The 25,896-nt window shown below is 60.7% G+C and carries 20 protein-coding genes; 13 read left to right on the top strand and 7 right to left on the bottom strand.

What is annotated here, in order from left to right:
- Positions 1–117: 117 nt before the first annotated feature.
- From ACP7B7_RS27240 to ACP7B7_RS27230, 3 genes are all read left to right on the top strand, one after another.
- A complete protein-coding gene (locus ACP7B7_RS27240; RefSeq protein WP_426078798.1) occupies positions 118–924 on the top strand; it encodes an alpha/beta fold hydrolase in 807 nt (268 codons plus the stop codon).
- A gap of 144 nt (positions 925–1,068) precedes the next feature.
- A complete protein-coding gene (locus ACP7B7_RS27235) occupies positions 1,069–3,264 on the top strand; it encodes a TonB-dependent receptor (RefSeq protein ID WP_426078797.1) in 2,196 nt (731 codons plus the stop codon).
- Between the two features lie 29 nt (positions 3,265–3,293).
- Positions 3,294–4,283 (top strand): extracellular catalytic domain type 1 short-chain-length polyhydroxyalkanoate depolymerase, encoded by a 990-nt coding sequence (locus ACP7B7_RS27230; protein ID WP_426078796.1) that lies wholly within the window; start codon positions 3,294–3,296, stop codon positions 4,281–4,283.
- 9 nt (positions 4,284–4,292) lie between these two features.
- Here the strand turns inward: ACP7B7_RS27230 and ACP7B7_RS27225 are convergent, their stop codons facing one another.
- Positions 4,293–5,282, bottom strand: coding sequence for a nucleoside hydrolase (locus tag ACP7B7_RS27225; RefSeq protein ID WP_426078795.1), 990 nt, complete (start codon positions 5,280–5,282; stop codon positions 4,293–4,295).
- Between the two features lie 134 nt (positions 5,283–5,416).
- On the opposite strand from ACP7B7_RS27225, the gene ACP7B7_RS27220 reads away from it, so the two are divergent.
- The 8 genes from ACP7B7_RS27220 to ACP7B7_RS27185 all read left to right on the top strand — a co-directional run bounded on the left by ACP7B7_RS27220 (position 5,417) and on the right by ACP7B7_RS27185 (position 15,859).
- A complete protein-coding gene (locus ACP7B7_RS27220) occupies positions 5,417–6,604 on the top strand; it encodes a GAF domain-containing sensor histidine kinase (RefSeq protein WP_426078794.1) in 1,188 nt (395 codons plus the stop codon).
- A 92-nt stretch (positions 6,605–6,696) separates the two neighbouring features.
- The gene (locus tag ACP7B7_RS27215) at positions 6,697–9,534 is read left to right on the top strand and encodes a type VI secretion system Vgr family protein (RefSeq protein ID WP_426078793.1); all 2,838 of its coding nucleotides are present in this window, start codon (positions 6,697–6,699) and stop codon (positions 9,532–9,534) included.
- Positions 9,531–11,798, top strand: coding sequence for a T6SS effector phospholipase Tle3 domain-containing protein (locus tag ACP7B7_RS27210; RefSeq protein WP_426078792.1), 2,268 nt, complete (start codon positions 9,531–9,533; stop codon positions 11,796–11,798). The genes ACP7B7_RS27215 and ACP7B7_RS27210 overlap by 4 nt, the downstream gene beginning before the upstream one ends.
- 44 nt (positions 11,799–11,842) lie before the next feature.
- Positions 11,843–13,459 (top strand): type VI lipase adapter Tla3 domain-containing protein, encoded by a 1,617-nt coding sequence (locus ACP7B7_RS27205; protein WP_426078791.1) that lies wholly within the window; start codon positions 11,843–11,845, stop codon positions 13,457–13,459.
- A gap of 10 nt (positions 13,460–13,469) precedes the next feature.
- Positions 13,470–13,736 (top strand): PAAR domain-containing protein, encoded by a 267-nt coding sequence (locus ACP7B7_RS27200; protein ID WP_308922750.1) that lies wholly within the window; start codon positions 13,470–13,472, stop codon positions 13,734–13,736.
- Positions 13,737–13,797: 61 nt separating this feature from the next.
- On the top strand, positions 13,798–14,475 hold the full coding sequence (locus ACP7B7_RS27195; protein ID WP_308922749.1) for a hypothetical protein: 678 nt from the start codon (positions 13,798–13,800) through the stop codon (positions 14,473–14,475).
- Positions 14,476–14,552: 77 nt separating this feature from the next.
- Positions 14,553–15,320 carry a trans-aconitate 2-methyltransferase gene (gene tam, locus ACP7B7_RS27190; RefSeq protein WP_426078790.1) on the top strand — a complete coding sequence of 256 codons (768 nt, stop codon included), beginning with the start codon at positions 14,553–14,555 and terminating at the stop codon, positions 15,318–15,320.
- Between the two features lie 101 nt (positions 15,321–15,421).
- Positions 15,422–15,859, top strand: coding sequence for a DUF695 domain-containing protein (locus ACP7B7_RS27185; RefSeq protein ID WP_308922747.1), 438 nt, complete (start codon positions 15,422–15,424; stop codon positions 15,857–15,859).
- On the opposite strand, the gene bla is transcribed toward ACP7B7_RS27185, so the two are convergent.
- A complete protein-coding gene (bla, locus tag ACP7B7_RS27180) occupies positions 15,860–16,762 on the bottom strand; it encodes a class A beta-lactamase (protein WP_308922746.1) in 903 nt (300 codons plus the stop codon).
- Complete coding sequence (locus ACP7B7_RS27175) at positions 16,755–19,769, bottom strand: PAS domain-containing protein (RefSeq protein ID WP_308922745.1); 3,015 nt, start codon at positions 19,767–19,769, stop codon at positions 16,755–16,757. Before ACP7B7_RS27175 ends, bla begins: the two co-directional genes overlap by 8 nt.
- Here ACP7B7_RS27175 and ACP7B7_RS27170 point away from each other — a divergent pair.
- Complete coding sequence (locus tag ACP7B7_RS27170) at positions 19,768–19,968, top strand: hypothetical protein (protein ID WP_308922744.1); 201 nt, start codon at positions 19,768–19,770, stop codon at positions 19,966–19,968. The genes ACP7B7_RS27175 and ACP7B7_RS27170 overlap by 2 nt on opposite strands.
- 306 nt (positions 19,969–20,274) lie before the next feature.
- Positions 20,275–22,500 carry a TonB-dependent receptor gene (locus ACP7B7_RS27165; RefSeq protein WP_308922743.1) on the top strand — a complete coding sequence of 742 codons (2,226 nt, stop codon included), beginning with the start codon at positions 20,275–20,277 and terminating at the stop codon, positions 22,498–22,500.
- Positions 22,501–22,575: 75 nt separating this feature from the next.
- Here the strand turns inward: ACP7B7_RS27165 and gluQRS are convergent, their stop codons facing one another.
- The 4 genes from gluQRS to ACP7B7_RS27145 form a co-directional block, all read right to left on the bottom strand.
- Entirely contained in the window at positions 22,576–23,493 is a 918-nt protein-coding gene (gene gluQRS / locus ACP7B7_RS27160) for a tRNA glutamyl-Q(34) synthetase GluQRS (RefSeq protein WP_426078789.1), read from the bottom strand.
- Between the two features lie 460 nt (positions 23,494–23,953).
- Positions 23,954–24,460 (bottom strand): hypothetical protein, encoded by a 507-nt coding sequence (locus ACP7B7_RS27155; RefSeq protein WP_426078788.1) that lies wholly within the window; start codon positions 24,458–24,460, stop codon positions 23,954–23,956.
- A gap of 53 nt (positions 24,461–24,513) precedes the next feature.
- The gene (locus tag ACP7B7_RS27150) at positions 24,514–24,918 is read right to left on the bottom strand and encodes a VOC family protein (protein ID WP_426078787.1); all 405 of its coding nucleotides are present in this window, start codon (positions 24,916–24,918) and stop codon (positions 24,514–24,516) included.
- A 44-nt stretch (positions 24,919–24,962) separates the two neighbouring features.
- On the bottom strand, positions 24,963–25,628 hold the full coding sequence (locus ACP7B7_RS27145; protein WP_308922739.1) for a GAD-like domain-containing protein: 666 nt from the start codon (positions 25,626–25,628) through the stop codon (positions 24,963–24,965).
- Positions 25,629–25,896 lie beyond the last annotated feature (268 nt).

The following is a 25,896-nucleotide window of genomic DNA, read 5'->3' as shown; positions in this document are numbered from 1 at the left end:
ATAAATTTATCTTGAAATCGGAATTCGGATTCCGTATTATGACTCCAAGGATAAGCGAGCGTTGATTGCAACCTTCGATTTGTCCATGAACACACAGCATGTTCACAGGAGACAGCAATGCGGCGCCACGCGACATCCGATGTCAGTTTGCATTATCTCGATTTCCACGCCGGGCCGGGGCAGGGCGATCCCGTGTTCCTGCTGCATGGCCTCGGCTCCTGTGCCGAAGACTGGCGCCCGCAGATCGATGCGCTGGCTGGCAAGCACCGCCTGATCGTGCCGGACCTGCGCGGCCACGGCATCAGCCCCGCGCCCGACGGCGCCTGGCGGATCGGCGACTTCGCCAACGATCTGTTCAATCTGATGGACCAGCTCGACTTGCCGCGCGTGCACCTGGTCGGCTTTTCGCTGGGCGGCATGGTGGCGCTGGAAGTGGCCAACCGCGCGCCGCACCGGGTCGCCTCGCTGTGCCTGATCAACTCGCAACCGTTCCAGGGCGGCAAACCCGCTTCCCTGCTGTTTGCCTACTGGCTGCGCCGCACGGTGATCGCCACCTTCGGCCTGAAAGCGATGGGCAGGATCATCGGCAAGAAACTGTTTCCCGAGCCGGCGCAACAGGGCCTGGTCGAGCGCTTTGCCGCGCAGATGGCCGGCATGTCCAGGCGCGCCTACCTGGCCGCGCTGGACGCCATTTTTCACTGGCACATCACGCTGCAGGCGCAGGCCCTGGCCACGCCGCTGCTGATCGTGGCGGCCGACCAGGACTACACGCCGGTCGCCAGCAAGCACGCTTTTGCCGCACAGTTCCAGCATTGCGAATTCCAGATCATCGCCAATTCGCGTCACGCGACGCCCCTGGACCAGGCGCCGCGCGTCAACGCGTTGTTGCAGTCCTTCCTGTCCTTACCGCCACATTCAAAATAAACGGGCCGCCTGCCGCACCGGCAGGGGCGCGCTTGCAGTGCTGACAGACAGTGCCCGCTGCGTGCGGCGGGCAGCGTGACGCCTGGTCATCCTGGAAGCGTGCCCTTGTACATGCCGCAGCGAGTTCGATAACAAGGAGACCTCATGAAACCTGCTTTGAAATTGCTGCCCGCCGCGCTGGCCCTTGCCGGCGCTTTCACCATTGCCCTGCCTGCCCAGGCCCAGGAAACCACCGCTTCGGTTGACGACCAGGAAGCCCGGGAGCGCATGGAAACCGTCACCGTCTCGGCGCGACGGCGCGAAGAACGCCTGCAGGATGTGCCGCTGGCCGTCACCGCGTTTTCCGCCAAGGCCCTGGAGCGGGCGAATATCCAGAGCCTGGCCGACCTGCAGGAACGGGTGCCGAACCTGACAGTCTATGCCTCGCGCGGTACCAATACGACGCTGACCGCCTTTATCCGCGGCGTGGGCCAGGCCGACCCGGTCTGGGGCGTCGATCCCGGTGTCGGCATCTATTTTGATGACGTCTATATGGCGCGCCCGCAAGGCGCCCTGCTCGATGTGTTCGACGTGCAGCGCATCGAAGTGCTGCGCGGCCCGCAAGGCACCCTGTACGGCAAGAACACCATCGGCGGCGCCATCAAGTATATTTCGCGCCCGCTGGCCAAGGAAAACGGCGCCTCGGCGGAAGTAGGCATCGGCAACTACCGGCAGCGCAACGTCAAGGCGGCTTTCAACCTGGCCAGCGAGAACGGTGTCTGGCGCGCGCGCCTGGCGGCCGCCAAGCTGGACCGGGACGGATTCGGCCGCAACACCTTCAATGGCGAACAGGTGAGCGACCAGGACAGCACGGCGGCGCGCGTGTCGGTCGGCTATTTTCCGCAAGACATCCCCCTCAGCATCGTGCTGAGCCTGGATGCCACCGATGACAAATCGGGCGTGCGCGGCTTCCAGCGCATGGGCACCAGTGCCTTCGATCCGCTGCGCCGTCCGCCATCGACCGATGCCTACGATATCGAAAGCGGCATGCCGGGCAATAATTTCACGCACAACCGGGGCGGTTCGGTGGTGGCCAACTATGCGCTGTCGAACGACTGGTCGGTGAAACTCATCGGCGCGAAACGGCGCAGCAACTCCGAACAGACCATCGACTTCGACGGCCTGCCGCAGCCGATCGCGGATGTCTTCGGCGATTCGCGCGACGAGCAGAAAAGCGTCGAATTGCAGGCATCGTACAGCGGCGATCATGGCTCCGGCGTGATCGGCCTGTACCGCTTCGAAGGCACGGCTGGCGGCGGCATCTACAACAATTTCCTGGGCCGCCAGTTCACCTCGGCCGTCAGCACGGTCGAGACCGACAGCACGGCGCTCTACACCGACTGGACCTGGCCGCTGGGACAGTTGTGGAGCGTCAATGCGGGCCTGCGCCACACGCGCGAAACCAAGCGCGCCATCGTGCTCAACCAGGTGTTTGCCGACGCGGGGTTTACGCGGCCCGTGCAGAACGCGGCCGACTTTGACAAGTCGCTGTCAGTGAGCAATACCTCGCCCAAGCTGTCGCTGCGCTACCAGGCGTCCGCCACGACGAATCTGTATGGCAACGTCTCGCGCGGCTTCAAGTCGGGCGGATACAACGTGCGCGCCAACAACCTGGTGGTGGCCGATTCGGCGCGGCCTTACCGCGATGAAACCCTCGACGCGCTGGAAGTGGGCATGAAGTATGCCGCGCCCGACGACACCTTCGATGTGAACGTGGCGCTGTTTCACAACCGCTACAAGGATATCCAGCTGTCGGTATTTACCAGCTACACGCAGCCGGGCGGCTTGCCGGGTTTCTACGGCGACTTCACGAATGCGGGCAAGGCCACCGTGCAGGGGGCCGAATTCGAGTTTTCATGGCGGCCCAACCGGCAATGGGAAGTCAACGGTTTCCTGGCTTTTCTCGATGCCAAGTACAAGGAATTCATCAGTGGCGGCCAGGATATCGCCGCCACCCAAAAATTCAGCAACACGCCGCGCAAGCAGCTGGGCCTGAACCTCAGCCGCACCGACCGCGATGTGCTGGGTGGAACATTACGCAGCATGCTCGGCTATGGCTACCGCAGCAAGGTCTATCCGACCACCGACCTGAGCGAAACTCTGGCCCAGGGCGGCTACGGCTTGTGGACGGCCGGCGTGGTGTGGGAGGGCGCAAAACACTGGACCTTCAGCCTGCATGGCAGCAACCTGGGCGACAAGCGCTACCGTACCGATGGCTACAACATTCCCGCCGTGTATATCCTCGACGGCTTCTACGGCCCGCCGCGCCAGGTGATTGCCAAAGCGGGCTATAAATTTTAAGCAGCAGTAATCACTCCAAGGAGACTGGCATGGTGTACAAGTACCTGCGTTACTGTTTGACGAGCTTGATCGCCGCCTGCGGCCTGCTGGCGGCGCTGCCGGCTTCGGCCGGGCAATGGGAGCTTGGCCTGTATGCGAGCCTGTGGGGCTCGCGTGAATACCAGGTCTGGCTGCCCAGCAATTACAACCCGAACACCCCGTTGCCGGTGGTGCTGATGCTGCATGGCTGCGGTTCCGAGCCGAACAGCATGGCGGCCGTCAGCCGCTACAACGCGCTGGCCGACAGCGAGCACTTTATCGTCGTCTATCCGCGCCAGAACGCCAGCGCGAACCCCATGCGCTGCTGGAATTTCATGCTGCCGCTGAACCAGGAACGTGGCACGGGCGAGCCGGCCGTGCTGATGGGCATCCTCAACAAGGTGAAGAACAAATACGCGGTCGATACCCGGCGCGTGTATGTGACGGGCATCTCGGCTGGCGGCGCCATGGCTTCCATCATGGCGGCCTGCTATTCCGATGTGTTTGCCGCCGTGATGGTGCATTCGGGCGGCATGTACAAGGGCGCCACCGGCTTGGTGACGGCGGCCGATTCGCTGTTCAACGGCAGCAGTTTTGATCCGAAGGTGCGCGGCAGGGATGCCTGGCAATGCTCGGGTTCGCCACGCCGCCTGATGCCGACCATGGTGTTCCACGGCACGGCCGATATCGTGGTCAACCCCGTCAATGGCGAGCAGACCGTCGAGCAGTTCCTGCAGACCAATGACTACGGCGACGATGGGCTGGACAATGACAGCGTGCGCTACCGTGCCGACAGCATCGTGCGCCAGACGGTGCCGTATGGCCGCAGCTACACCATTGACACGTATGTGGCCCACGGCGCCGTGATCGCGCAGAAATACACGATCGAAGGCATGAACCACGCCTGGAGCGGCGGCCCGCCGGGCTGGCCTTTCAGCGATGAGCTGGGCCCGGACGCGACCACCATCAGCTGGAATTTCTTCAAGAACTACCAGCGCTGAACGCCGGCCTTATTTCAGCAGCCGCTGCATCAGAAGCTCGAAAAAGCGTGGCTGGCTTGACGCCAGGCAGACCTGGGCGTTGGGCTGGCCCTTTGCCTCGCGCGTGAAACCGTCATCGGTGACGGCAATGCGCAGCGGCGTGGTGGGGCAGCTGGCGGGATCGATCAGCCAGGTGACGGGCACCACGTCGAACAGCGAGGGCATGTTGCTCGACCACGGCTGGTAGCTGTCGATCCACTGGTGGTAGAGCAGGGTGACGGCGTCGGTCAGCGGCGAGCCGTGGCCGAAGATGGCGTTGCGCTCGACTTCGTCGAGGCGGATCTGGGTCGAGTCCAGCGGCATCATGACGATAGGCACGCCAGCGTTGAACAGCGCTTGCGCGCCGGCAATATCGGAGACGATGTTGTATTCCTTGTCGGCCGGACGAGCCGGCACATACTGCGACTTGCGGTAGCCGGCGCGTACCGAGCCGCCCATCATCACCACCTGTTTCACTTTGCCAAATGCGGCCTTGTCGCGAGCGATGGCCGCGCCGACATTCGTCAGCGGCCCCAGTGCCAGCAAGATGACCTGGCCCGGCTGGCGCGCCACTTCGCGCAATATGAAACTGGCGGCATCTTCCGGCGGCTTCGCCGGCGCCTGCCCGCGCAGCGCATAGCGCGCCTGGGTAAATGGCGTGGGGTTGGCGGTGGCGGCGCCTTGCGCGACGGGAATGCCGGCGTGGCCGGTGTCGCGCAGAAAACGTTCCAGCAGGCGCGTGCGCAAGGCAGTATCGCCCCAGGCCGTGGTAATGCCGATAATCTCGATATCGGGACTTTGCAGCAGCAGGGCCAGCGCAAACGCGTCGTCGATATCGTCGCCGATATCCATGTCGACGATTACTTTATGGGGAGTATTGGGCGCGGCTGGCGCCGCGCTGGCAGCGCCGGGCAACAGCATGTAGGTGAGAAAAATTGGCAGCAGGGCCGCGCGGCGCAGCAACAGGGAATAGCAGGACATGGCACACCTGGAGAGAGGGGAATGGCGGCGATTTTAGCAGCGTGCTGTACGGCAAGTGTTCGATTGCTCGCGTTTGTTTTGCGACTGGCCCATAATTACGTCAAAGCTGGTACGAACAAGACAGGGATGGGTGCGTGGAAACAGATGAACTGAAAGCCAATGATGTGGCGCTGGTGCAGTCGATTGCGTCAGTTCCCACCATCATGCGCGTGATCGCGGAAAGCACCGGCTTGCGCTTCGTGTGCGTGGCGCGCGTGACCGAGTCGTCGTGGACCACCTGCGCCGTGCTCGATGGCCTGGGCTACAACCTTGCCCCCGGCGACGAGCTGGTGCTGTCGAGTACCTTGTGCGATGCCGTGCGCACGCGGCAAACCGCCATCATCATCGACAGCGTGGCCGCCAGCGACCTGTACCGGGACCATCCGACACCGAAGCAATACGGCTTCGACAGTTATTTTTCGATTCCGCTGTACTGGCAGGACGGGCAATTCTTTGGCACGCTGTGCGGTCTCGATCCGGAACCGAACACCCTGGCGTCGCAAAAGGTGCGCGACTCGCTGCAGCTGTATGCGGAACTGATTTCGCTGCAGCTGGAAACGGGCAAGCGCATGATCGCCACCGAAGGCGCCTTGCTGGCCGAACGCGAAACGGCCGAGCTGCGCGAGCAGTTCATTGCCGTGCTGGGTCACGACTTGCGCACGCCGCTGGCGTCCATCGTCAACGGCGCGGAATTGATCAAGCTTATGTCGCCCGGCAACAAGGCCAGCAAGGTGGCCGAGCGCGTCGCCCGTAGCGGCCACCGCATCGGCGGCCTGGTCGACGACCTGATGGACTTTACGCGCGGCCGCCTCGGTGGCGGCATACCGCTGGCCATGGTCAGCACCGCCGCCCTGGGCACGCAACTGGCCCATGCGGTGGCGGAACTGGAAAGCGGCCATCCGGGCCGGCGCATCCACAGCGAGATCGACTTGCAATGCGAGCTCGTCTGCGACCCCAAGCGCCTGACGCAATTGCTGTCGAACCTGCTGGTCAATGCCTTGATCCATGGTGACGCCAGCCAGCCCATACACGTGACGGCGCATTGCCGCGACGGCAAGCTGCTGATCGCCGTCGCCAACCGGGGCCAGCCGATCGCACCGGCCACCCTGGAGCGTTTGTTCCACCCCTTCTGGCGCGGCAACCAGTCCAACCCCGGCGCCGCCGGCCTGGGGCTGGGCCTGTATATCGCCTCGCAAATCGCCCGTTCGCACAAGGGCGAGCTGAGCGTCAGCTCGACCGAGGCGGGGACCGTGTTCACATTCAGCATGGCGCTGCCGTCGTAACTGCGACTAGCAAGACTAGTTGCTGAAAATCAAGTATCGCCCCGCCTTCCCGTGGCATTGTCGTTTTTCCAAGGCAATAGCAGGAGGCGACGATGGACGGTGGCGGCGACGATTTTCCAGCATTTCTCGAGCAGGACCATGCGCTGGGCGCGAACCGCCCGCTGCGCTTGCGCCTGGCGGTGACGCCTGACCTGCCGGCGGGCGCCTTGATACCGCAGACCGTGTTTGGCCGGCAAGCCATTTGCGGCGGCATTGCGTATCGCCTGCTGTGCGTGTCGCGCCATGCAGGCCTGCCGCTGGCCAGCCTGGTGGCGCTGCCGGCCGCGCTCGATATGGTCACCGACCAGGGCGATTTGTCCAGCGTGTGCGGCATCGTCACCGAAGCCAGCGCCGGCGACAGCGATGGGGGCCTGGCCAGCTATCAGCTGGTATTCACCGATGTATTTTCCATTATGGAAAAGCGCGTCAATACGCGCGTGTTTCGCCGCCAGAGCGATATCGAGATTGTCCAGTTGCTGTTGGATGAATGGATACGCAGCAACAGCGTCCTGGCCCACGCCTTCCAGTATCTGTATGCGGATTTTTTTGAAGCGGAAAGCTATCCGCAGCGCGAATTCGTGATGCAGCATAACGAGTCCGATGCGGCCTTCGTGCGCCGTTTGCTGGCGCGCAGCGGGGTGGGCTGGTTTTTTCGCGCCGGCAACCCAGGCCCGGCCCATGCGCCGGCGGCACCGTCGCACACCCTGGTGCTGTTCAATCATGCCGATGGCTTGCGGCAGAGTGCGGCGGGCAGCGTGCGCTACCATGCGGAACGGGCTACCGAACAGCGCGATACCCTGAGTGCCTGGAGCGAGGTGCGCACCTTGCAAGCGGGAAAGGTTACGCGTCATCGGTGGAACGAGGAGCATCCGCGCGGACGTGCCTTCATGTCGGCCGAGATGACGGGCGGCATGCATGGCAATGCGCTGGCCGCCACGCTCGACGATTACCTGGTGCTGCCGCCACGCACGGCGCAAACGGGCGCCTCGGACCATGAAGCGCTGTGTCATCTCGGCATGCTGGCGATGCAGCGTCACGATTACGCCAGCCATTGTTTCCATGCCGAAGGCAGCGTGCGCGACCTGTGCGCGGGCGAATATTTCACCTTGCTTGGCCATCCCGATATCGACCGCCTGCCTGCGGTGGAACGCGACTTTGTCGTCACCTCGCTGCAGGTGGCGGCACAGAACAATCTGCCGCAGGCGCTGGCCGCGCGCGTGCGGCGCTTGTTCGAGCGCAACCGCTGGCTGCAGGAAGGCGATGCGCTGTTGCAACGCGATATCGACGCCAAGGTGGCGCACGGCCCCATGCGCATGCATGTCGCCTTGACGGCCGTACGGCGTGGCGTGCCCATCGTGCCGGCCTATGATCCCCGTACCGACCTGCCGCCGCTGGCGATGCAAAGCGCGGTGGTGGTGGGGCCGGCGAATGAAGAGGTGTATTGCGATGCGCATGGCCGGGTGAAAGTGCGCTTTCCCGCCACCCGCGTGGTTGATCATCAACATGCGCGCGGCACCGGCGCGGGCGATACCGACGCCGATTCCGCCTGGGTGCGCGTGGCGTCGAGCTGGGCCGGCAACGGCCCGGGCAGTGGCCGCCAGTGCGGTTTCCTCGGCTTGCCACGGGTGGGCAGTGAAGTCCTGTTGGCGTTTCCAGGCGGCGACCCGGACCTGCCGGTGATCGTCGGCCAACTGTATAACCATGGCGCGCAGCCGGTAGCCTTGTCCGATGCGGGCGAGCTGCCCGGCAACCGCTATTTGTCGGGCATGAAAAGCCGTGAAATCAAGGGCGGCCGTGCCAACCAGCTGCGCTTCGATGACAGGCAGGGGAAGATCAATGCCCAGCTGGCCAGCGACCATGGCGTTTCGCAACTGAACCTGGGCTGGCTGTCACGCGAGCGGCCCAATGGCCAAGGCGGCGCGCGCGGCGAAGGCGCGGAACTGCGCACCGACGAGCAACTGTCGCTGCGTGCCGGCAAGGGCATGCTGCTGTCGGCCTGGCAGAAGCTCGATGCGGAGGGCGGCCAGATGGCGCGCGGCGAGATGCTGGCGCTGATGGACAATTGCCTGGATCTGTTCCGCTCGCTGGGCAGGTACGCAGCCAGCCACGAGGGCGGCAAGCATGAAGAGCAGGCGCAGCAGGAACTGCGGCAGGATCTGAAAAGCTGGGAGGGCGCCAGCAATACCGAACCGCGCGCCGAGCCCGGTGGTGCGCCCGTGATCGCCGTCACGGCGCCGGCCGGCATCAGCTTTGCCAGTTCCAAGGCCATCATCAGCTATGCCGCCAGCAATATCGATACGGTGGCGCAGCAGCATCTGCAATGGGTGGCGGGCTTGGGCTGCAGCGTGAACGCCGGCAAGGGCATTTCCCTGTTTGCCCATGCGGACGGCCTGCGCGCCATCGCCCATCACGGCAAGCTGCTGCTGCAAAGCCAGCACGATGACACCGATATCAATGCGGGCAAGAATCTCAAGCTGACGGCCAGCGAGGGCAAGGTCACGGTCATGGCCGACGAGATCGTGTTGATCTCCAAGCACGGCGCCTTTATCCGCATCGCCGACGGCATTACCGTGGGCAGCGACTCGCCACTGAAATTCAACGCGCCCAGCTTTGCCTTCGGCGACGCGCAAACCATGGAAGCGCAATTGCCGGGCTTTGCCGATGCCCCGGCCGACCAGCAATTCATCTTTCAGTATGAAGACGACGACGGCCAGCAGGAACCGCAACTGGCGCCGCAAGCGCCGTTTGAAGTGAAACTTGGCGATGGCTCGACGGCGGATGGACGCAGCGATGCGGCCGCCAAGAGCGAGCTGCTGGAGCGTGATGCCATGCACCTGGCTGGCATCGAAGTGTTCAATAACAAGGATGGACAACAGCGGGGGCGAGGATGAGCAGCTATCCGAAAGTACCGTATGTGGTGGGCAAGGACGTGACCATCCTGCAGTGCGAGCGCACCGCCTGCAAGAAGGTGATGATACGCCGCAATTTGCCGGGCAATATCATTGTTGTCCATGGCGTCAACGACCTGGGAGTCAGCTACAAGGCGGTTGAGCATGGCCTGTGCGAGGGCTTGAAGGAGCGCCTGGGGCGCGGCTTCACGCCGGCGTCCTACCGCATGCCGGTGGCCGCCGACAAGGACAAACTGGAAGAAGACCCGGACGCCGTGTTTTTCAAGCGCAATTTCAACGAAGAGACGAACAGCCCCGTGATTCCTTTCTACTGGGGCTACCGTGAAGTCGAGGCCAAGAGCGGCGCCATGAATGGCCAGTATGTCGACCGTTACGGTAACAGGCTGGACAAGGATCTGTCGAAAGAGGGCGGCCCTTTCGGCAACGCCACCAGCAGCCTGCCCGACATGTGGCGCCGTGGCATTTATGCGCCGCTCGATCCGGTGGGTGACGCCCTGCGGCCTTTGCGCACTGCCCCAGGCCGCATGTATATGGTGCTGGCGGCGCAGCGCCTGGCCGCGCTGATTTCCATGATCCGCGATTACGATCCCGGTGACACCGTCAGCATCGTTGCGCACAGCCAGGGTTGTTTGCTGTCGCTGCTGGCGCAGGCCATGCTGATGGAGAAGGGACTGGCGCCGGCCGACACCCTGATCCTGATGCATCCGCCCTACAGCCTGGTCGACGAAATTCCCTCGTTGATGAAAATTCTCAGTTCGCTCGATGGCGGCGAGGATGCGGCCATGCTGCCCCATTATCATTTGCTTGATGGCATGCAGACGCTGGCGGCGCGGCTGCAGACCCTGGTCAATATCGTGGCGGGAGTAGGCAAAGGCGGTGGCAAGGCGGGTGCGCCGGCCTTTGCCAGTTTGAAGGAAGACCAGCATCGCGGCATGGTCGGCAGCGGCTGGAAAGCGGAAGCGGACCGCGACAACCGGGGCAAGGTGGTCCTGTATTTTTGCCCTGAAGATATGACGGTCGCGCTTGACAATATCCAGGGCATGGGCTGGGATGGGGTGGCTGATGTTGCGATGGGGAGCGAGATCGCGACCGAAGAGAAAGTCTACGATGATGACGGCCAGAGAGGCGTTCTCAGCAAGCAAGTGGTGCGTGACCATGTGCGCAAACCGCTGGAGGAATTAGGTCAGCGTTTTTACCAGCGCGTATTCAGCAGCAAGGAAAGGCTGGACCCTGCGACAGGAAAAAATGCGGTGTCGTTGGTGGGAAAGCCGCCACCGTTCGATTTTCCTTTACGGCTGCAGACGGAAACAGAGCAGTCGCACGTGGATGTCACGCTGCGTAGCGATCGTGCGCAGCACAAGCAGGTCGCCTGGCCTATCAACAGCAAACTCGGCAAGACGGAACAGCGCAATGGCATCCGTACCATCACGGGCGAGGCATTGCTGAGGCCTGTGCCAGCCGACCTGCGCGGCATGTCGCAAATCGATCCTGCAGATATTCCGGCTACGTCGATGATGAAAAATCGCAAGCCGACAGATCGGGGGCCGGTCGAGGAGGTTGATCCCTGCGAAGCGACGATCGCCCCGACCAGCGGGCGCGGCATGCAGCTACGCAGCGAGTATCGACCTGATCCGCGCGGCTCTCAGAAATTCCCCGATGAGGAAGAGGATCTCAGCGCACGTGAGCTGGTCTTGATGACGGCAAGCTATAACAAGGAGAAAGGGCTGGACAAGAAACCCGAATTGGACCGCCGCACCGTCGTCTCTGCAAAACGCCAGGTAGATAGCAAGGTCTTGGCCAAGATTGCTGAAAGCCCGAATGAAGCGCGCCTGCGCTGGCAGCGTGAAGTGAGCGCCAAATCTTTTCACAGTTCGATTATCGGCAGCGCCAAAAACCATAGCCAGGTGACAGCGTATGACGTGGCCATCGGCAGCGGCAAGGCCAGTTCGGATCCGAAGTTTTATGCGTATTTGTGTGCGGTGGCGGATTGGAGGATTAGAAAACCGAAAGCTAACGATAAACCCAGAAAGGGGATGCTTTTGGAGGAACTCTTTCGTAATTCGTATTCCGTTTATTTAAACGTCGAGCCCCCATGGCGAGCTGCAATTATTAATGGAACTATTGACTATTACAACAGCGGAATTCTGCCTGCAGGACTGCCATTGCTGTCAGGGGGCTTGTGGAAGATCGTCATTTCTCAGACAAAGAATCTGAAGGTGGTGACTGAAAAGCCGGCGAAAAAATAAGCAGAGATGTCGAACGATGCAATATTACTCAAAAGGTGATGATCATGATGCTGCGTCTATTCTGGTTTTTATCGATAGTGCTGGTTTTGATTATAGGAGTGTTATGGATAGGCGCTGCCGCAAAGAGCGACACCCGTCAGCAGATATCGCAGAAGTTGTCGGCAGAAGCGAATACCGCGGCCGGTGAGCATGTGCAACGCGAATATGTACTGGAAGTGATAGGACTGGGTGTCACACTCGACAAGTACCGGCAAGGCAAGCTTTGGGATGCTTTGCAACAGGGAAGTCCTTTCACAACTATCCGCGAGCAGGACCCGAAGAAATATCCGTGGACGGCATCAGACAAGGATGGGACAGGCGGCACCCGGGCCTATGACGCGCTGGAAAATGGCATCAATTTCACTCCCATCTGCTGGGGAATGCCATCGTTTTATGCCGGCACGCCCATACTTGATCTTTCTAAACAGCCGAGTCCGGCTGATCCGATGGCAGGACTGGTAGCAGGCGCTGTGACCGGTGGATTACCCATGCATCTCTTCTCGACCGCATCCTGGAAGCTTGACGAGCATCCCGATGATCTGTTGAACGAAGTGTTTGCGTTCTTTGACGCACATCCGGACGTGCCTTATGTGGTGGTGCATTCCGAGGACAGTGTCGGTACCCGTGATGGGAATCGGAAGCCTGGTGAAGATAGAAAATTGAAGGATGGCTATTACATCCCGGACATGCCAGACGCCACCGCCGTGTTTATCCTGGCGCGCAGGGAGCGAGTCGCATCCATGCTGCCCTATGTATGGGACGATCCTGAGAATAAATTCGTCAATGAACAACTGAGGGCCATGTATTTTGATTTAATGAATTCCTTGGCCTCACCGCCAGACTCCAGATGGTCCAATATCCCTGTGCCGCGCCAACCCACCGTCCCCGAATGGCTTGCCGCTACCGCCAAATTCGCCCAGCGTCCCGATGTTCGTGGCGCCGGCCTGTACCAGTTCAATGCCATCAACCCGTGGATCAACCATCCGCCGCAAACCTGGAAACCGACGCCGTGGTTTCCGATACCGTGGAACCGCGCGCAGATGGCGACCTTCGACCGCCTGCCGTCGTTCGGCTTCGTGCACCGGCCCGTGTTCGTCAAATTCAAGGATGAGAACGGCAAGCCGGTGACGCGCCGTGACGAGCGGCAGAAGATCTTCAACGCGGGCTGGCAGGAAGCGCTGCAGACCTTGCCGGAAGCCGAGCGCAGCAAGGGAGCGGCGCGCATTATCGCCGCCACCGGCAAGCAGCCGGCGCAGCAATTGATGCTCGAAGGCATGCTGCACGCGTATGCGGAGCAGGGCGGCCCGGAGCTCGACAGCAGCAAGTCGGCGCAGTTCGTCAACACCGACCATCGCCTGGGCAATACGGGCGCGGCCACCTTTTTCGTGCAGATGGCCATCGGCGTGATGGGCAGCTACCGCGACGGCGGCGCCAGCGCGGCCATCAACCTGCGCGACCGCGATGAGGCCAGCATCATCTTTATTACGCCGCCGACGGACGCCGTGCGCGAGGAGCAGGCGCCGCGCGAGATCTTCCGCAGCCGGGTCACGCCGTCCGTCGACCCTGCCAACTATGCGGCCCCATCGGTGGAATCCCTGCTGGAAGACCAGGCAACGAAATAGGAGGGGAATCATGCGCAAAGTCATTCGTATGGGCGACGCGACCACGCACGGCGGCAAGGTGGTGTCCTGCGCCGCCAGCCATTTCACGGTGGGCGGGATTGCGGTGGCCTGTGTCGGCGACCTGTGCAGTTGCCCGGTCAAGGGTCATAACGGCTGCACCATTTCCAGCGGTAGCGAACGCCACACCATCAATGGCATTGCGGTGGCGTTCGAAGGCGACCGCACCAGTTGCGGCGCGACGCTGATTGCCGGTGGCGCCACTTATGGTGACACCTGAGTTCCACCTGATCCACCTGCCGCTCATCTATAATTCCCCGACCGACCTCTCAAGGAATTGCATGCAAGTTATTTCCCTGCGTCCGCTGGCGCTGCTGGCCTGGCTGGCCTATGGCGTTTCCGCCAGCGCTGCCGAGCCCGCCGCGCCGCCGACCCGCGCGGCAAGCAGCGAGGAACGCCAGTCGTTCGAGACCTTTTATTCCCTGGCGCATCCCGGTGAAAAAGCCGCGCGCATGCTGTTCGATGTCACGCGCGATGCCTCCGGACGCGGCTGGACCGTCAGCGCCACCACGGAAGCGCCGCCGCACCGGGGCCAGGGCGCATTGTGCCGCACGCATCGCACCAGCTTTGTATTGCAGGGGTCGGGCAAGCAGGCCAAGTGGAAAGAGAGCGGGCAGCTCTATTACGCCTGGCTGGACCGTGGCGCCTGCCGGCCGGTGGCCGAGCCGGTGCGCTTGCTGCAGCGCGTGCCCGATGCGGAACTGGAAGGCGTGTTGCTGTACCAGAAACCGTTGCTGGCGCGGGCACGTCTGCTGATGGCCGGTAATACCGAATGTGCGCCGCTGCGGGCCTTGAATTTCAGCCTGGCGGCGGTCGATGTGGGGGCCTCGCGGCCGCAGGCGCAGGAGCAGTATGCGCTGGTGTTCAGAAGCGACCGCAACAGTTACGCCCGCGTCTGGCTGCGCAGGAGCGGCCAGCAATATGACGCCTGGACGGTGACTTGTCCGCCGGTGCTGTAGCTGCCGTTCGGCACGATTTTCCCGGAAGCACGAATTGAAACGATAATGGCTTCATCACCTATCAACAGGAGCTCAGGATGACTTGGTCGGCAAAGCAATACTCGGAATTTGAAAATGAACGTACCCGCCCGGTGCGCGACCTGGTGGCTGCCATCGCGCAGCGCGAAGTCCACCTGGCGGTCGATCTCGGTTGCGGTCCCGGCAATTCGACCGAAGTGCTGCGCCATCGTTTCCCCGAGGCAGTCATCAGCGGCCTGGACAGTTCCGCAGACATGGTCGCGGCGGCGCGCAAGCGTTTGCCGGCGCTCGATTTCGCGGTTGCCGATATCGCGGCCTGGAACGCGCCACCGGCTGGCAAGGTCGATGTGATCCTGGCCAACGCCTCGCTGCAATGGTTGCCCGACCACGCCACGCTGTATCCGCACCTGGCGGCCCAGCTCGCACCCGGCGGCTGCCTGGCGATCCAGACCCCGGACAACCTCGACGAACCAGCCCACCGGCTGGCGCGTGAAGTGGCGGCGGACGGGCCCTGGTCGGCCACGATCGGCGCGATCCGGCACAATCCGCGCCATGGCGCCAGCGATTATTATGCGATCTTGCAGCCCCATTGCAAACACGTTGATGTCTGGCGCACAACGTATTATCATCCGCTGGCCGGTGCCTCGGCGGTGGTGGAGTGGTTCAAGGGCAGCGCCCTGCAGCCATATCTGGCGCCGCTGGACGATGCGCAACAGGCGGCCTTTTTGCAGCGCTACGAGGAAGCAATCGCCAAGGCGTATCCCGCCCTGGCCGACGGCACGGTGCTGCTGCCCTTTCCGCGCCTGTTCATCGTGGCCAACCGTTAAGTTGGGCGAGATTCGGGGTCTGCTTCCGCACTGACCAGGTCGACATCGCTGCCGCCTGGCTGTAGACTGCGCCTCTTGTTTTCTTCTCTCGGAATGCCGCCATGAATCAACAATCCACTTCCGCCCGCAGCTGGGGCACCGTCGTTACCCATAGCGACGAGATGGCCATCATCTACCGCTATGTCGACACCTTCCATGACGACTGGGACCTGTCGTCGCAGCCGGACCGCATCATCATCGCCTGGCGCTATGAAGACGAGACCGGCATGCCGTCGCCGAACGAGCGCGAGCACATGGAAGAGCTGGAAGCGGCGCTGGCGCCGGTGGTCGAGGAAGAGGGCTTTGCCACCCTGGCGCTGGTGTCGACCGGCGAAAACCTGCGCGAATGGATTTATTACACGCAGTCGGGCGAGGAATTTTTCAACCGCCTCAATACGGCGCTGGCGCCGCGGCCGAAGTTCCCGATTGAAATCCGCAGCGCGGCCGACCCGGCATGGTCGACCTACGCCGGCTTCATGGCAGCACTACCGCAAGGCTGATCAGCCCAGCGCCGCCACCACGATACGGGTCGCGGCCGTGATGATGTCCTGGTTGGTCGGCGCGTTCTTTTGTTCACGCGTGTAGTAGATGGCGATCACCAGCGGCGCTGTCGCGTCGCCGGAGGGGTAGGCGACGCCGATATCGTTGACGCTGCCGTAGGCGCCCGAACCGGTCTTGTCGGCCACGCTCCAGCCGGCAGGCACGCCGGCACGGATGCGCTTGTCGCCGGTGGTGTTGCCGCGCATCCAAGTGTCGAGCTGCTGGCGTTGCGCTGCCGGCAAACTGGTGCGCAGCAGCAGGCCGTCCAGGCTGTGCACGGTGGCCGCCGGGCTGGTGGTGTCGCGCACTTCGCCCGGGATGGCGCTATTGAGTTCGGTTTCCCAGCGTTCCAGCTGGAATACCTCATTGCCGATGCTGCGCGCATAGGCCGTTACCGCCTGCGGGCCACCCAATATTTTCATCAGGAAGTTTGCCGCGCTGTTGTCGCTGGTTTGCAAGGTGGCGGCGCACAGCTCGGCCACGCGCATGCCGGTGGCCACATGTTGTTCCGTGACCGGCGAATAAGTGACCAGTTCCCTGGCTTCATAGCGCACCAGCTTGTTCATCAAGTGCGGGTCGCTGGTGCTGCGCGCCAGCACCGCCGCCGCCAGCATGGATTTGAACGTGCTGCACATGGGAAAGCGTTCGTCGGCGCGGTGGGCGATGCGCGCGCCACTGCCGGTGTGCAGGGCAGACACGCCCAGGCGCCCGCCGGCGGCCTGTTCCAGTGCCGCCAGTTGCGCCTGGGCGTCCGCCGCCGTGGTGGCGTTGGGCGCGGCATGCAATAGCGCTGCCGGGCACAGCAGGGCGGCGCCGGCCAGGATCAGCACCTGGCGGCGGGAATGATTGAGTTCTTCAGACATGGTCGGTCTTCTTTTGATGGGTGGATACGGTGGCCAGCAATTCGCCGATGGCGTGCAGATTGGCCGGTTTGGTCAGGTGATGGTCGAAGCCGGCCGCGCTGGACTGGCTGCGGTCGTCCTCTGCGCCCCAGCCCGTGAGGGCGATCAGCACGGCGTGCGCGCCGGCTGGCGTCCGGCGCAGGGCGCGCGCGACGTCATGGCCGTTCATGCCGGGCAGGCCGATGTCGAGAAACACCACCTCGGGCAGGAATTGCGGCACCACGGCCAGCGCCTGGGCGCCATCGTGTACCACCTGCGTGGTGTGGCCCATGATGTCGAGCACGGCGGCGAGGGTGTCGGCGGCGTCGACATTGTCGTCCACCACCAGCACGCGAAACGGCACGGTCGCTGCTGGCAATGACTGCGGCGTGTCGTCGTCCCTGGCCGCCGGTGCTGGCGCCGCCAGCGGCAGGCGTACCGTAAAAGTGCTGCCCAGGCCGGTGCCGGCACTGGCCGCGCTGGCGCTGCCGCCGTGCAACTCAGCCAGGCGCCGCACCAGCGACAAGCCGATGCCCAGCCCGCCTTGCGCGCGGCCCATGTTCTGGCCCACCTGGGTGAACATGTCGAACACGGTGGACAAGGAGGCGGCCGGTATGCCCACGCCGCTGTCGCGTACGTCGATGTGCGCGTCGTCGCCGGTGCGGCGCGCCGTCAATACGATCTGGCCTTTGGCCGGCGTATACTTGGCGGCGTTGTTGAGCAGGTTGCCGACCACCTGCGCCAGGCGTGTCGGGTCGGCGTCGAGCGGCAAGGCCTGCTCATCGATATTCACCTGCAATTGATGCTGGTTGGCTTCGATCAGCGGCATGCTGGTTTCCACCGCGCTGGCGATAATGGTCTTCAGATCCGTGCGTTCCAGCTTGAGTTCGATCTGTCCGCGCGTGATGCGCGCCACGTCCAGCAGGTCATTGACCAGGTGCACCATCTGGTTGACCTGCCGCTCCATCACGTCGCGCACGCGCGCCACCGTGGCCGGCTTGTCGGCCGCCAGGCGCATGATCTGCAGGCCGTTGCGGATCGGTGCCAGCGGATTGCGCAATTCATGCGCCAGGGTGGCCAGGAATTCGGTCTTGCGCCGGTCCATCTCCGACAGGTCGTCGGCCAGCTGGCGCAGTTGTTTCTCGGCACGTTTGCGCTCGCTGATATCGGTAAACAACACCGTCAGCCTGGTGCTGCCCGGCTCGCCCAGGCGCGCCGCGAAGATCTCGAACCAGCGCTCCATGGCGTGCGCCTCGTCTTCGTACCGCATCGGGTGGCCGGTCTTGAGCACCTGGTCGTAAAAGTCGAACCAGTGCTGGTCGTGCTCGGGCACGAAGCTGCGGATGGTCTTGCCGATCGCGTTCTCCAGCCCCGACTGCTTGACGAAGGCAGGGTTCGCTTCCAGGTAGCGGAAATCGACTGGCTTGCCCTCATCGTCGTACAGCATTTCAATCACGCAAAAGGCCTGGTCCATCAGCTCGATCAAGGTGCTGTAGCGCTCTTCGCTGCTGGACAGCGCGTCTTCCACCTGGCTCTGGCGCGTGATGTCGAGGATGACGCCGGGCAACTGCAAGGGCGTGCCATCGGCGCCATATTCGGCACGGCCGCGCGCCAGCACCGAGTGGTACTGACCATCCAGGGCACGCACGCGGTAGCGCGATTCGAACGGCTGCTGCGATTGCAGCGCCTGCTCGATCTGCCTGCCGACCCGCTCGCGGTCGTCGGGATGGATCACGTCCACATAGCGTGCCAGCGGCGCGGGACCGGAGCTGCTGGTATCGACGGGAAACAGGCGCGCCATATTGCTGTCGACCGTCACCTTGTCGGCCACGATATCCCAGTTCCAGGTGGCCACGTCGCCGGCAGCCAGGGTCATGCGCAAGGTTTCTTCGTTGTGCTTGCTGGCGGTGATATCCAGCGAGATGCCCGACAGGCCGATCACATTGCCGGCCGCATCGCAGGTGCAGGCGCCGCGCATATGCGCCCAATGCAGCGAGCCGTCGGGCCAGCGCACGCGTACTTCCACCTCGACATCGCTGGCGCTGGTGATCGCTTCGTGCACCGCCGCGCGCCAGCGCAGGCGGTCGGACTCGAGCATGGCCGCACTCAGCCGCTGATAGTCGACGCCTTCTCCTTGGGCAAAACCGAAATTGGTCATGCAGGTGGCCGAACACTGCATGCTGCCGCTGCCCAGGTCGATATCCCAGGTGCCCATGCGTCCACCCTGCATGGCCAGCCGCAGGCGCTGTTCCGCCTGCCGCGTGGCAGTCACGTCGGTATGCGAACCGACCCATACGCTGACGGCGCCGTCAGGGCCATATACGGGCAGCATGCGTGCGACGACGTTGCGGTAGCCGCCGTCCGCATGGCGCAGGCGGTATTCGGTGGTGCGCACGTCCGAAGGGTGTGGGTAGGCGGCGTCGGCGATGGCGCGGTCGTCGGGATGCACGGCATTGAGCCAGCCCTTGCCCATCAGTTCAGCCGTGCTCTGGCCCGTGTAGGCGCGCCATGCGGGCTGGTCGGCGTCAAAGTTGCCGGCGGTACTGGTACTCCAGGCAATGTCGCAATGGGCGCCCAGCAGGGTGCGCGCGCGCAGGGCGTTGTCGGCCAGCTGGCGCGCCGCTTCCAGGCGTGCGCTGATGTCGCGGCAGATGGCCAGCACCTGCTGCCCGGATAAGCCATCGGGCGGCAAACGATGCAGCAGCACTTGCCAGCCGTTGCCGGTGGCGCCGCCGATCAGGGTGGCGTCGCACTGCGCCTGGCCATCGCGGCGCGCCGTCTGCAGTGCGGTATCGGCGGCGATATTGTCGCTGGGTATCCACAGCCGGTCCCATCTGTTGCCATGCAGCAGGCGCCGCGCGCTGGGGTTCAGGCCGCTCAAAGTGTCATCGACGCCGATGGTGAAGACCAGGTCCGGCGTGAGATCGAACAGGGACGGTGCCGCATGGCTGGCGATACTGGCAGGCGGGTTCGGGCGGGGTTCGGGCATGGACACGGTCGGCTATGGTACGCGGGCTGCGGCTGCACCGGTATGGGGCAGGGCAGAGCTTGCAATTGTTGCGATATTACAGGCATTTGCTGGCGCGGGCATTTCCGCTTGCAGCCTTATCGCGTTTTTTCATGGCTCTTTTGAGAAGTATGAAAACCACCATGAAAACCACAAAACAGCGGGCTTTGTGGCTGAATAACCACTATCGAGGTGCTTCTTTGGATGAATGATTGTGCGTAGCAACAATATTCTTGCGGCCAAAGACGGGCTTGAATTAAATTGGCGCCTTGTTTTTAAAGTTGGCGTCTGCGAGATATCGAGACGATGCGGCCATGACCGCTGCCGGCAATGGGGCAGCAGGGACGGAGCCAGCGACGCCAGGAGCGGAGGGACATCCGCTCGCGCTGCCGCACCAGAAAGGTGCAGGCGTATGCACAGCGCCGCAAGAAGAAATACCGGAGACAGCCATTCTTCGCATTACTTTTTAACTTCTGGGGAACTCTTCATGATCAAAATGTCCAAGATGCACAAGCGTTTGTGCGCCAAAAGCGCCGCCATGCTTGCCCTTACCGCAGCCTTGCCTATCGGCACGGCCTACGCTGACGAGGCCGCCGCAGATGCAGCGCCTGCCGCCAGCCAGCTTGAAACCGTGACCGTCACGGCCCAGCGCCGCAAGGAAAACATCCGCGACGTACCAGTCTCCGTATCGATGCTGACCGCCCAAAAGCTGGACGTCATCGTCTCCGGCGGCCAGGATATCCGCATGCTGGCCGGCAAAGTGCCTAGCCTGAACGTGGAATCGTCGAACGGCCGTACCTTCCCGCGCTTCTACATCCGCGGCTACGGCAATACCGACTTCAACATTTTTGCATCGCAACCTGTTTCCCTGATTTACGACGATGTCGTGCAAGAAAACCCGATCCTGAAGGGTTACCCGATCTTCGACGTGGCCAACGTGGAAGTGCTGCGCGGCCCGCAAGGCACGCTGTTCGGCCGCAACACCCCTGCCGGCGTGGTCAAGTTCGAATCGGCCAAGCCGAGCCTGGACAAGGTCGAAGGCTATTACAGCGGTTCGATCGCCACCCACAACACCATCAATGCCGAAGGCGCCGTCAACGTGCCATTGAGCAAAGAGTGGGCGATGCGTTTCTCGACCCTGCGCCAGCACCGCGACGACTACGTCGACAACACCTTTACCGGCCAGAAAGATGCGCTGGACGGCTACAACGAACACGCCGAACGCGTGCAAGTGCTGTATGCGCCGAACACCACCTTCAACGCCCTGTTCAACGTACACCAGCGCAACACCACCGGCAGCGCGCGCGTGTTCTACGCCAACGCCATCCGTCCTGGCAGCAATGACCTGGTCGACGGCTTCGATCCGAACAAATCGTTCACCAACGCACCGAACTTCCAGAACCTGCGCACCAATGGCGCCAGCGCCCGCCTGAGCTGGGACCTGGACGGCGTGAAACTGTATTCGATCACCGGTTTCGAACATGTCGGCAGCTACCTGTCGCACGGCGATATCGACGGCGGCGCGCCAGGCATGACCCCGGCGATTCCATTCAATGTGGAAACCGCCGGCGGCATCAGCAGCGTGAAACAGTACTCGCAAGAATTCCGCGCCGAATCGAAAAATGCCGGTCCGCTGAACTGGCAGGCAGGCGTGTACTACTTCAATGAAGACGCCAACGGTTTCTCCGATACCTTCGACACCAATACCCACGTGCTCGCTTCGCATCTGGCCAGCCGCCAGAAAAACACCGCCTGGGCCACCTTCGGTTCGGTCAACTACGCTGTCAACGACGCCTTCATGCTGCGCGCCGGCCTGCGCTACACGAAAGACAAGAAAGATTTCGATACCGTGGTGGCCGACCGCGTGGTGCAAGTCAATCCGACCAGCGCCGATGTCAGCAAATCGAAATTCAACTGGGACCTGAGCGGCACCTACAAGTACACCAAGGACGTGAGCTTCTACGGCCGTGTCGCTACCGGTTTCCGTGCGCCAAGTATTGCTCCGGCAAGCTCCAGCGTGCCGGTCACCGTGGCCGATGCCGAAACCATCACCTCGTATGAAGCCGGCGTCAAGGCCGACCTGTTCGAGCGCCGCGCCCGCGTTGCTTTTAGCGTGTATGACTACCAGGTCAAGAACCAGCAACTGACGGTAGTGGGTGGTAACTCGAACGTCACGCGCCTGATCAACGCCGCCAAGACCAACGGCCGCGGCGCCGAGCTGGAACTGGAAGGTTTTGTCACGCCTAGCCTCAAAATGTCCTTGGGCGGCAGTTACAACTTCACGGAGATCGACGATCCGACCCTGTCGGTGGCCACCTGCCGCAGCTGCATCGTGACCGATCCGAAGAATGCCGCCGGCAACGCCATCATCAACGGCAATGCGTTGCCGCAAGCACCGAAGTGGACTGTGACCGCCACCGGCCGCTATTCGATCCCGATGGAAAACGGCGAGTTCTATGTCTACACCGACTGGTCCTACCGCAGCAAGATCAACTTCTTCCTGTATGAGTCGACCGAGTTCACCGGCAAGGCTCTGGTCGAAGGCGGCTTGCGCGCAGGTTACATCTGGCAAGACGGCAAGTACGAAGTGGCTGCATTCGGCCGCAACATTACCGACACCAAGCGCGTGACCGGTGCCATCGACTTCAACAACCTGACCGGCTTCATCAACGAGCCACGCCAGTTTGGCGTTCAGTTCAAAGGCAACTTCTAATTGCCGATTTCAGGCGCCGGCCTCGTGCTGGCGCCTGCCTTGAACCCGCTACGGTTTGCGCCGCGGCGGGTTTTTTTATGGTTGCTCGGAAAGTCGCCGCGCCCAGGCCGGTATTGCCCGCCGCCAGAAGTCATCGAGGCTGCCGGTCTGCACATCGAGACCCAGGAAGCGCGCAGCCGGCAGCAGGGCCGACGCGAGCAACTCTTGCGCCGGCGTGCCCGTATCGAAGGCCAGTGCCCCCGTTTGCTTCGACAGTTTTTCGCCCAGCGCATTATTGACAACAGGCACATGCAAAAATCGTGGATGCGGCAAGTTCAAGACGTCCTGCAGATACAGCTGGCGCGGCGTCGAATCGAGCAAATCCGCCCCGCGCACGATATCGGTGATGCCCTGTTCGCCGTCATCGACCACCACCGCCAGTTGATACGCCCAATAGCCATCGCCACGCAGCACGATAAAATCGCCCACCTCGCTGGCCAAGTCCTGCCGCACCTCGCCATGCCAGCGGTCCACAAAGCCGTACACAGCCGCATCGCCATCGGGCACCCGTAGTCGCAGCCCGCGGGCTTCCTTGCCCGGCGCCAGGCCATGGCGGCAAGTACCCGGATACACCGCCGCGCCATTCCTGGCCACGCCCGCCTGCAGCACCGAATCCTGTATCTCCTTGCGCGAACAGCCGCAGGCATACACCAGACCGTCACCCTGCAGCCGCGTCAAAGCCGCCTCATACAACGGCAGCCGCCGGCTCTGCCAAGTCGCCTCGCCATCCCACGCCATGCCGCAGCGCTGCAGGGACGCCAGGATGGCCGCATCGGCACCATCCACATTGCGGTCATAGTCCAGGTCCTCGATGCGCAGCAGCCACGTGCCTTGATGCACCTTGGCATCAAGATAGCTGGCCATGGCGGCCACCAGCGAGCCCATGTGCAGGGGACCGGAGGGGGAGGGGGCGAAGCGGCCGATGTAGGAGGCGGGAGCGGTGAAGTAGGACATGGTGGTGAGAGGTGCTGGTGCTGTGTTGCTCAGGGTGGGAGCTTGGAGACAGCGGCAAGTATCGGGCAGGGCGCTGGGCAAGTCAAATCTTGGCCCGTTCTTGATGTGACCTAATTGATAATCAGATGCGTAACGTTATCTTCAACATATGAAATTTCTTCCTTGCAATAATGCGGATCATTCAACTCTCTGAAATGTAAATCCTTTTCGAATTCCGTCGTTCTGAACTTGTTACGCAGTAGTGCTACAACGCTCCCCTTTTCTGGCCAGTCTGAGTAATTCAATGTGATCAATGAATTTCCCAAAGTAATTTCATCCAAGAGATAGATTTTTAATTTTTCGGGTAGTCTCTTCAATAAAATAAGCCATCCTATCTCACTCGATTTTGGAAAGAAACAATCGCTATTTTTTTATGAATTCTATTATTCTTTCTGTACATCGATGGAATTATCGATATTGACTAATGGCTTTGAAGTATCATTTTTTCTCGACATGATGAGTTGATCCTCGGGGTATTTTTTTTGTACTGCAAGATTATGCATGAGGAAGATACTTTTATATCATGCTCTACGACTATGCTTCCCCATGGGAATTGGAATACTATTTCTGATAGCCCTTTAATTTTTCCGGGACTACCACACTGTTTTTGAATTTTTTTGACGAGCGATGACTCACTGATGCCGTTGCCGACAGAATTATTTTCAAAATAGTACATCATTATATAATCTATTTTTGAGTAGTTTTCTTTTAAAATAATCAACTCAATCATATGCTCGTCTACCCATCCGTTAATATCATAAATAAAAATTCCAGGCTCAGGTGTTCTGGGTTTGATAAGGAATGTGTTGATAATTCTGTTCTTGACATCGTTTGCTGTAGTTTTTTTCGATAATGCAATATCTCCATTGATGCGCAACAATCCATTGATAAAATCAAAAGCATAAATTGGAATTTTAAATTTTTTCATTTTTATCATGCATAATTTTTATTGATGTATTTTCATGTAATTATTGCATTGGTTTAGCACGGTTCGTAGAGGCAAATATTATTCCCCATAGGATCTTCCAAGTTTAAAAAACTTGCGTAGGGCACCTCTAGGTAATCGATGAAAAAAGCAGTTTTTTCCAGTCGTTCCTTGAGCGTGCCAATATTTTTCGTTGGTAAGGTGAATAGATTGATTGTCCCACCTTTTGCACCTACGCGAGTTGCCTGCTCAATGCTTGACGGATGCATGAATTCTATCGAGAATTTTTTGTTGTACTCGTGCGCCATTGTTAGCCGGCGGCTGGTTCCTGAATCAAACTGAATAATACTATCCATCGTAACAAAAAATCCAAGATGATCAATGTAGAATTTTTTTGCTTCGTCAAAATTTAGGCAAAGTATTCCCATATTGATGGAATCTGAAGTATGAAATTTTTTCATGGATCAATGTTATTCCTGGTTGATAAGTGTGAATATAAAATAATTTATGAATCCATCAGTTTGTCGATATCGATATGTTCGAACGGTAAAGTTGGCGTTGCAAGTTGTCGGAGGATCGTCAGATGTACATCCAGATTTATTTTGGCTAGATTTTCAAGTAGCACTTTTCCACCAAGTACTAACGCTGGCTCAAAACCGAATATTTCGTCTGCTGCGAGTGGGCCGAGAATGGCGATAGCACGCTCGAAAAGCGGTTGGCCTCCTTCGTCCAAAAAGTAAAAACTTTTTGGTTCAATCGAGGAAAAAAAACAACGAATGGAAAAATTCAAATCTTCTTTTCCTTTCGGTTTTAATTCCTTGGGGAGAACAAATATTTTATTAAGTGGACATGCCACCGTAACGTTTTGTCCTGTTTTTTCGCCACACGCATAAAGATAGCCAAATGCAGACCTTGCAATGACATGGAATGCATCAAGCTGTTCCAGCTGGGTATTTTCCAGCCATTCATCCAGCAAATCTTCATACTCATCGGGATCGACTGTCCAAAAAAGTCCATTTGCGTATCCGCACCATCCTTCTTCCTCCCAGTACCTCAGTAGCTGATCAGGCAATTTTCCGCGCCACTTTTCAATGCTCGTCGCAGGTACCTCAACGCGTTGTGTTGCCTCTCCAAATGCATCTATGAATACTTCAAAATCCTCATCTCTCATCGCATAATCCTTCCACGGCAAGGTTCCAGTTTGACGTTCATTTTTTGATCTCCACGGCCATCCTCGATTGCTCTTTTGGCTTCAGAGTCCATTCCGGATACTCTATTATTTTGATTCCAGCTAAGTAGTCAGACGAAATTTATTGTGAATGCAGTTCCGAAACCTTTCATCAAGGATTCCACCTCGCTCAGCAACTCACTTCCTTTCAGCCCGGCGAAACGGCGCCAGAAGTACTTGGCCTGTTTCCACAGGATCTCGATGCGATTCA

Source organism: Janthinobacterium sp. PSPC3-1, from assembly GCF_049896105.1.
Classification (GTDB): Bacteria; Pseudomonadota; Gammaproteobacteria; order Burkholderiales; family Burkholderiaceae_D; genus Janthinobacterium.
This window is presented reverse-complemented; position numbering and strand designations above follow the sequence as displayed.

Coding starts and splice junctions, on each gene's coding strand:
- ACP7B7_RS27240 (WP_426078798.1), top strand. CDS start 118: ATGCGGCGCCACGCGACATCCGATGTCAGTTTGCATTATCTCGATTTC.
- ACP7B7_RS27235 (WP_426078797.1), top strand. CDS start 1,069: ATGAAACCTGCTTTGAAATTGCTGCCCGCCGCGCTGGCCCTTGCCGGC.
- ACP7B7_RS27230 (WP_426078796.1), top strand. CDS start 3,294: ATGGTGTACAAGTACCTGCGTTACTGTTTGACGAGCTTGATCGCCGCC.
- ACP7B7_RS27225 (WP_426078795.1), bottom strand. CDS start 5,282: ATGTCCTGCTATTCCCTGTTGCTGCGCCGCGCGGCCCTGCTGCCAATT.
- ACP7B7_RS27215 (WP_426078793.1), top strand. CDS start 6,697: ATGGACGGTGGCGGCGACGATTTTCCAGCATTTCTCGAGCAGGACCAT.
- ACP7B7_RS27210 (WP_426078792.1), top strand. CDS start 9,531: ATGAGCAGCTATCCGAAAGTACCGTATGTGGTGGGCAAGGACGTGACC.
- ACP7B7_RS27205 (WP_426078791.1), top strand. CDS start 11,843: ATGATGCTGCGTCTATTCTGGTTTTTATCGATAGTGCTGGTTTTGATT.
- ACP7B7_RS27200 (WP_308922750.1), top strand. CDS start 13,470: ATGCGCAAAGTCATTCGTATGGGCGACGCGACCACGCACGGCGGCAAG.
- ACP7B7_RS27195 (WP_308922749.1), top strand. CDS start 13,798: ATGCAAGTTATTTCCCTGCGTCCGCTGGCGCTGCTGGCCTGGCTGGCC.
- tam (WP_426078790.1), top strand. CDS start 14,553: ATGACTTGGTCGGCAAAGCAATACTCGGAATTTGAAAATGAACGTACC.
- ACP7B7_RS27185 (WP_308922747.1), top strand. CDS start 15,422: ATGAATCAACAATCCACTTCCGCCCGCAGCTGGGGCACCGTCGTTACC.
- bla (WP_308922746.1), bottom strand. CDS start 16,762: ATGTCTGAAGAACTCAATCATTCCCGCCGCCAGGTGCTGATCCTGGCC.
- ACP7B7_RS27170 (WP_308922744.1), top strand. CDS start 19,768: ATGGACACGGTCGGCTATGGTACGCGGGCTGCGGCTGCACCGGTATGG.
- ACP7B7_RS27175 (WP_308922745.1), bottom strand. CDS start 19,769: ATGCCCGAACCCCGCCCGAACCCGCCTGCCAGTATCGCCAGCCATGCG.
- ACP7B7_RS27165 (WP_308922743.1), top strand. CDS start 20,275: ATGATCAAAATGTCCAAGATGCACAAGCGTTTGTGCGCCAAAAGCGCC.
- gluQRS (WP_426078789.1), bottom strand. CDS start 23,493: ATGTCCTACTTCACCGCTCCCGCCTCCTACATCGGCCGCTTCGCCCCC.
- ACP7B7_RS27155 (WP_426078788.1), bottom strand. CDS start 24,460: ATGAAAAAATTTAAAATTCCAATTTATGCTTTTGATTTTATCAATGGA.
- ACP7B7_RS27150 (WP_426078787.1), bottom strand. CDS start 24,918: ATGAAAAAATTTCATACTTCAGATTCCATCAATATGGGAATACTTTGC.
- ACP7B7_RS27145 (WP_308922739.1), bottom strand. CDS start 25,628: ATGAGAGATGAGGATTTTGAAGTATTCATAGATGCATTTGGAGAGGCA.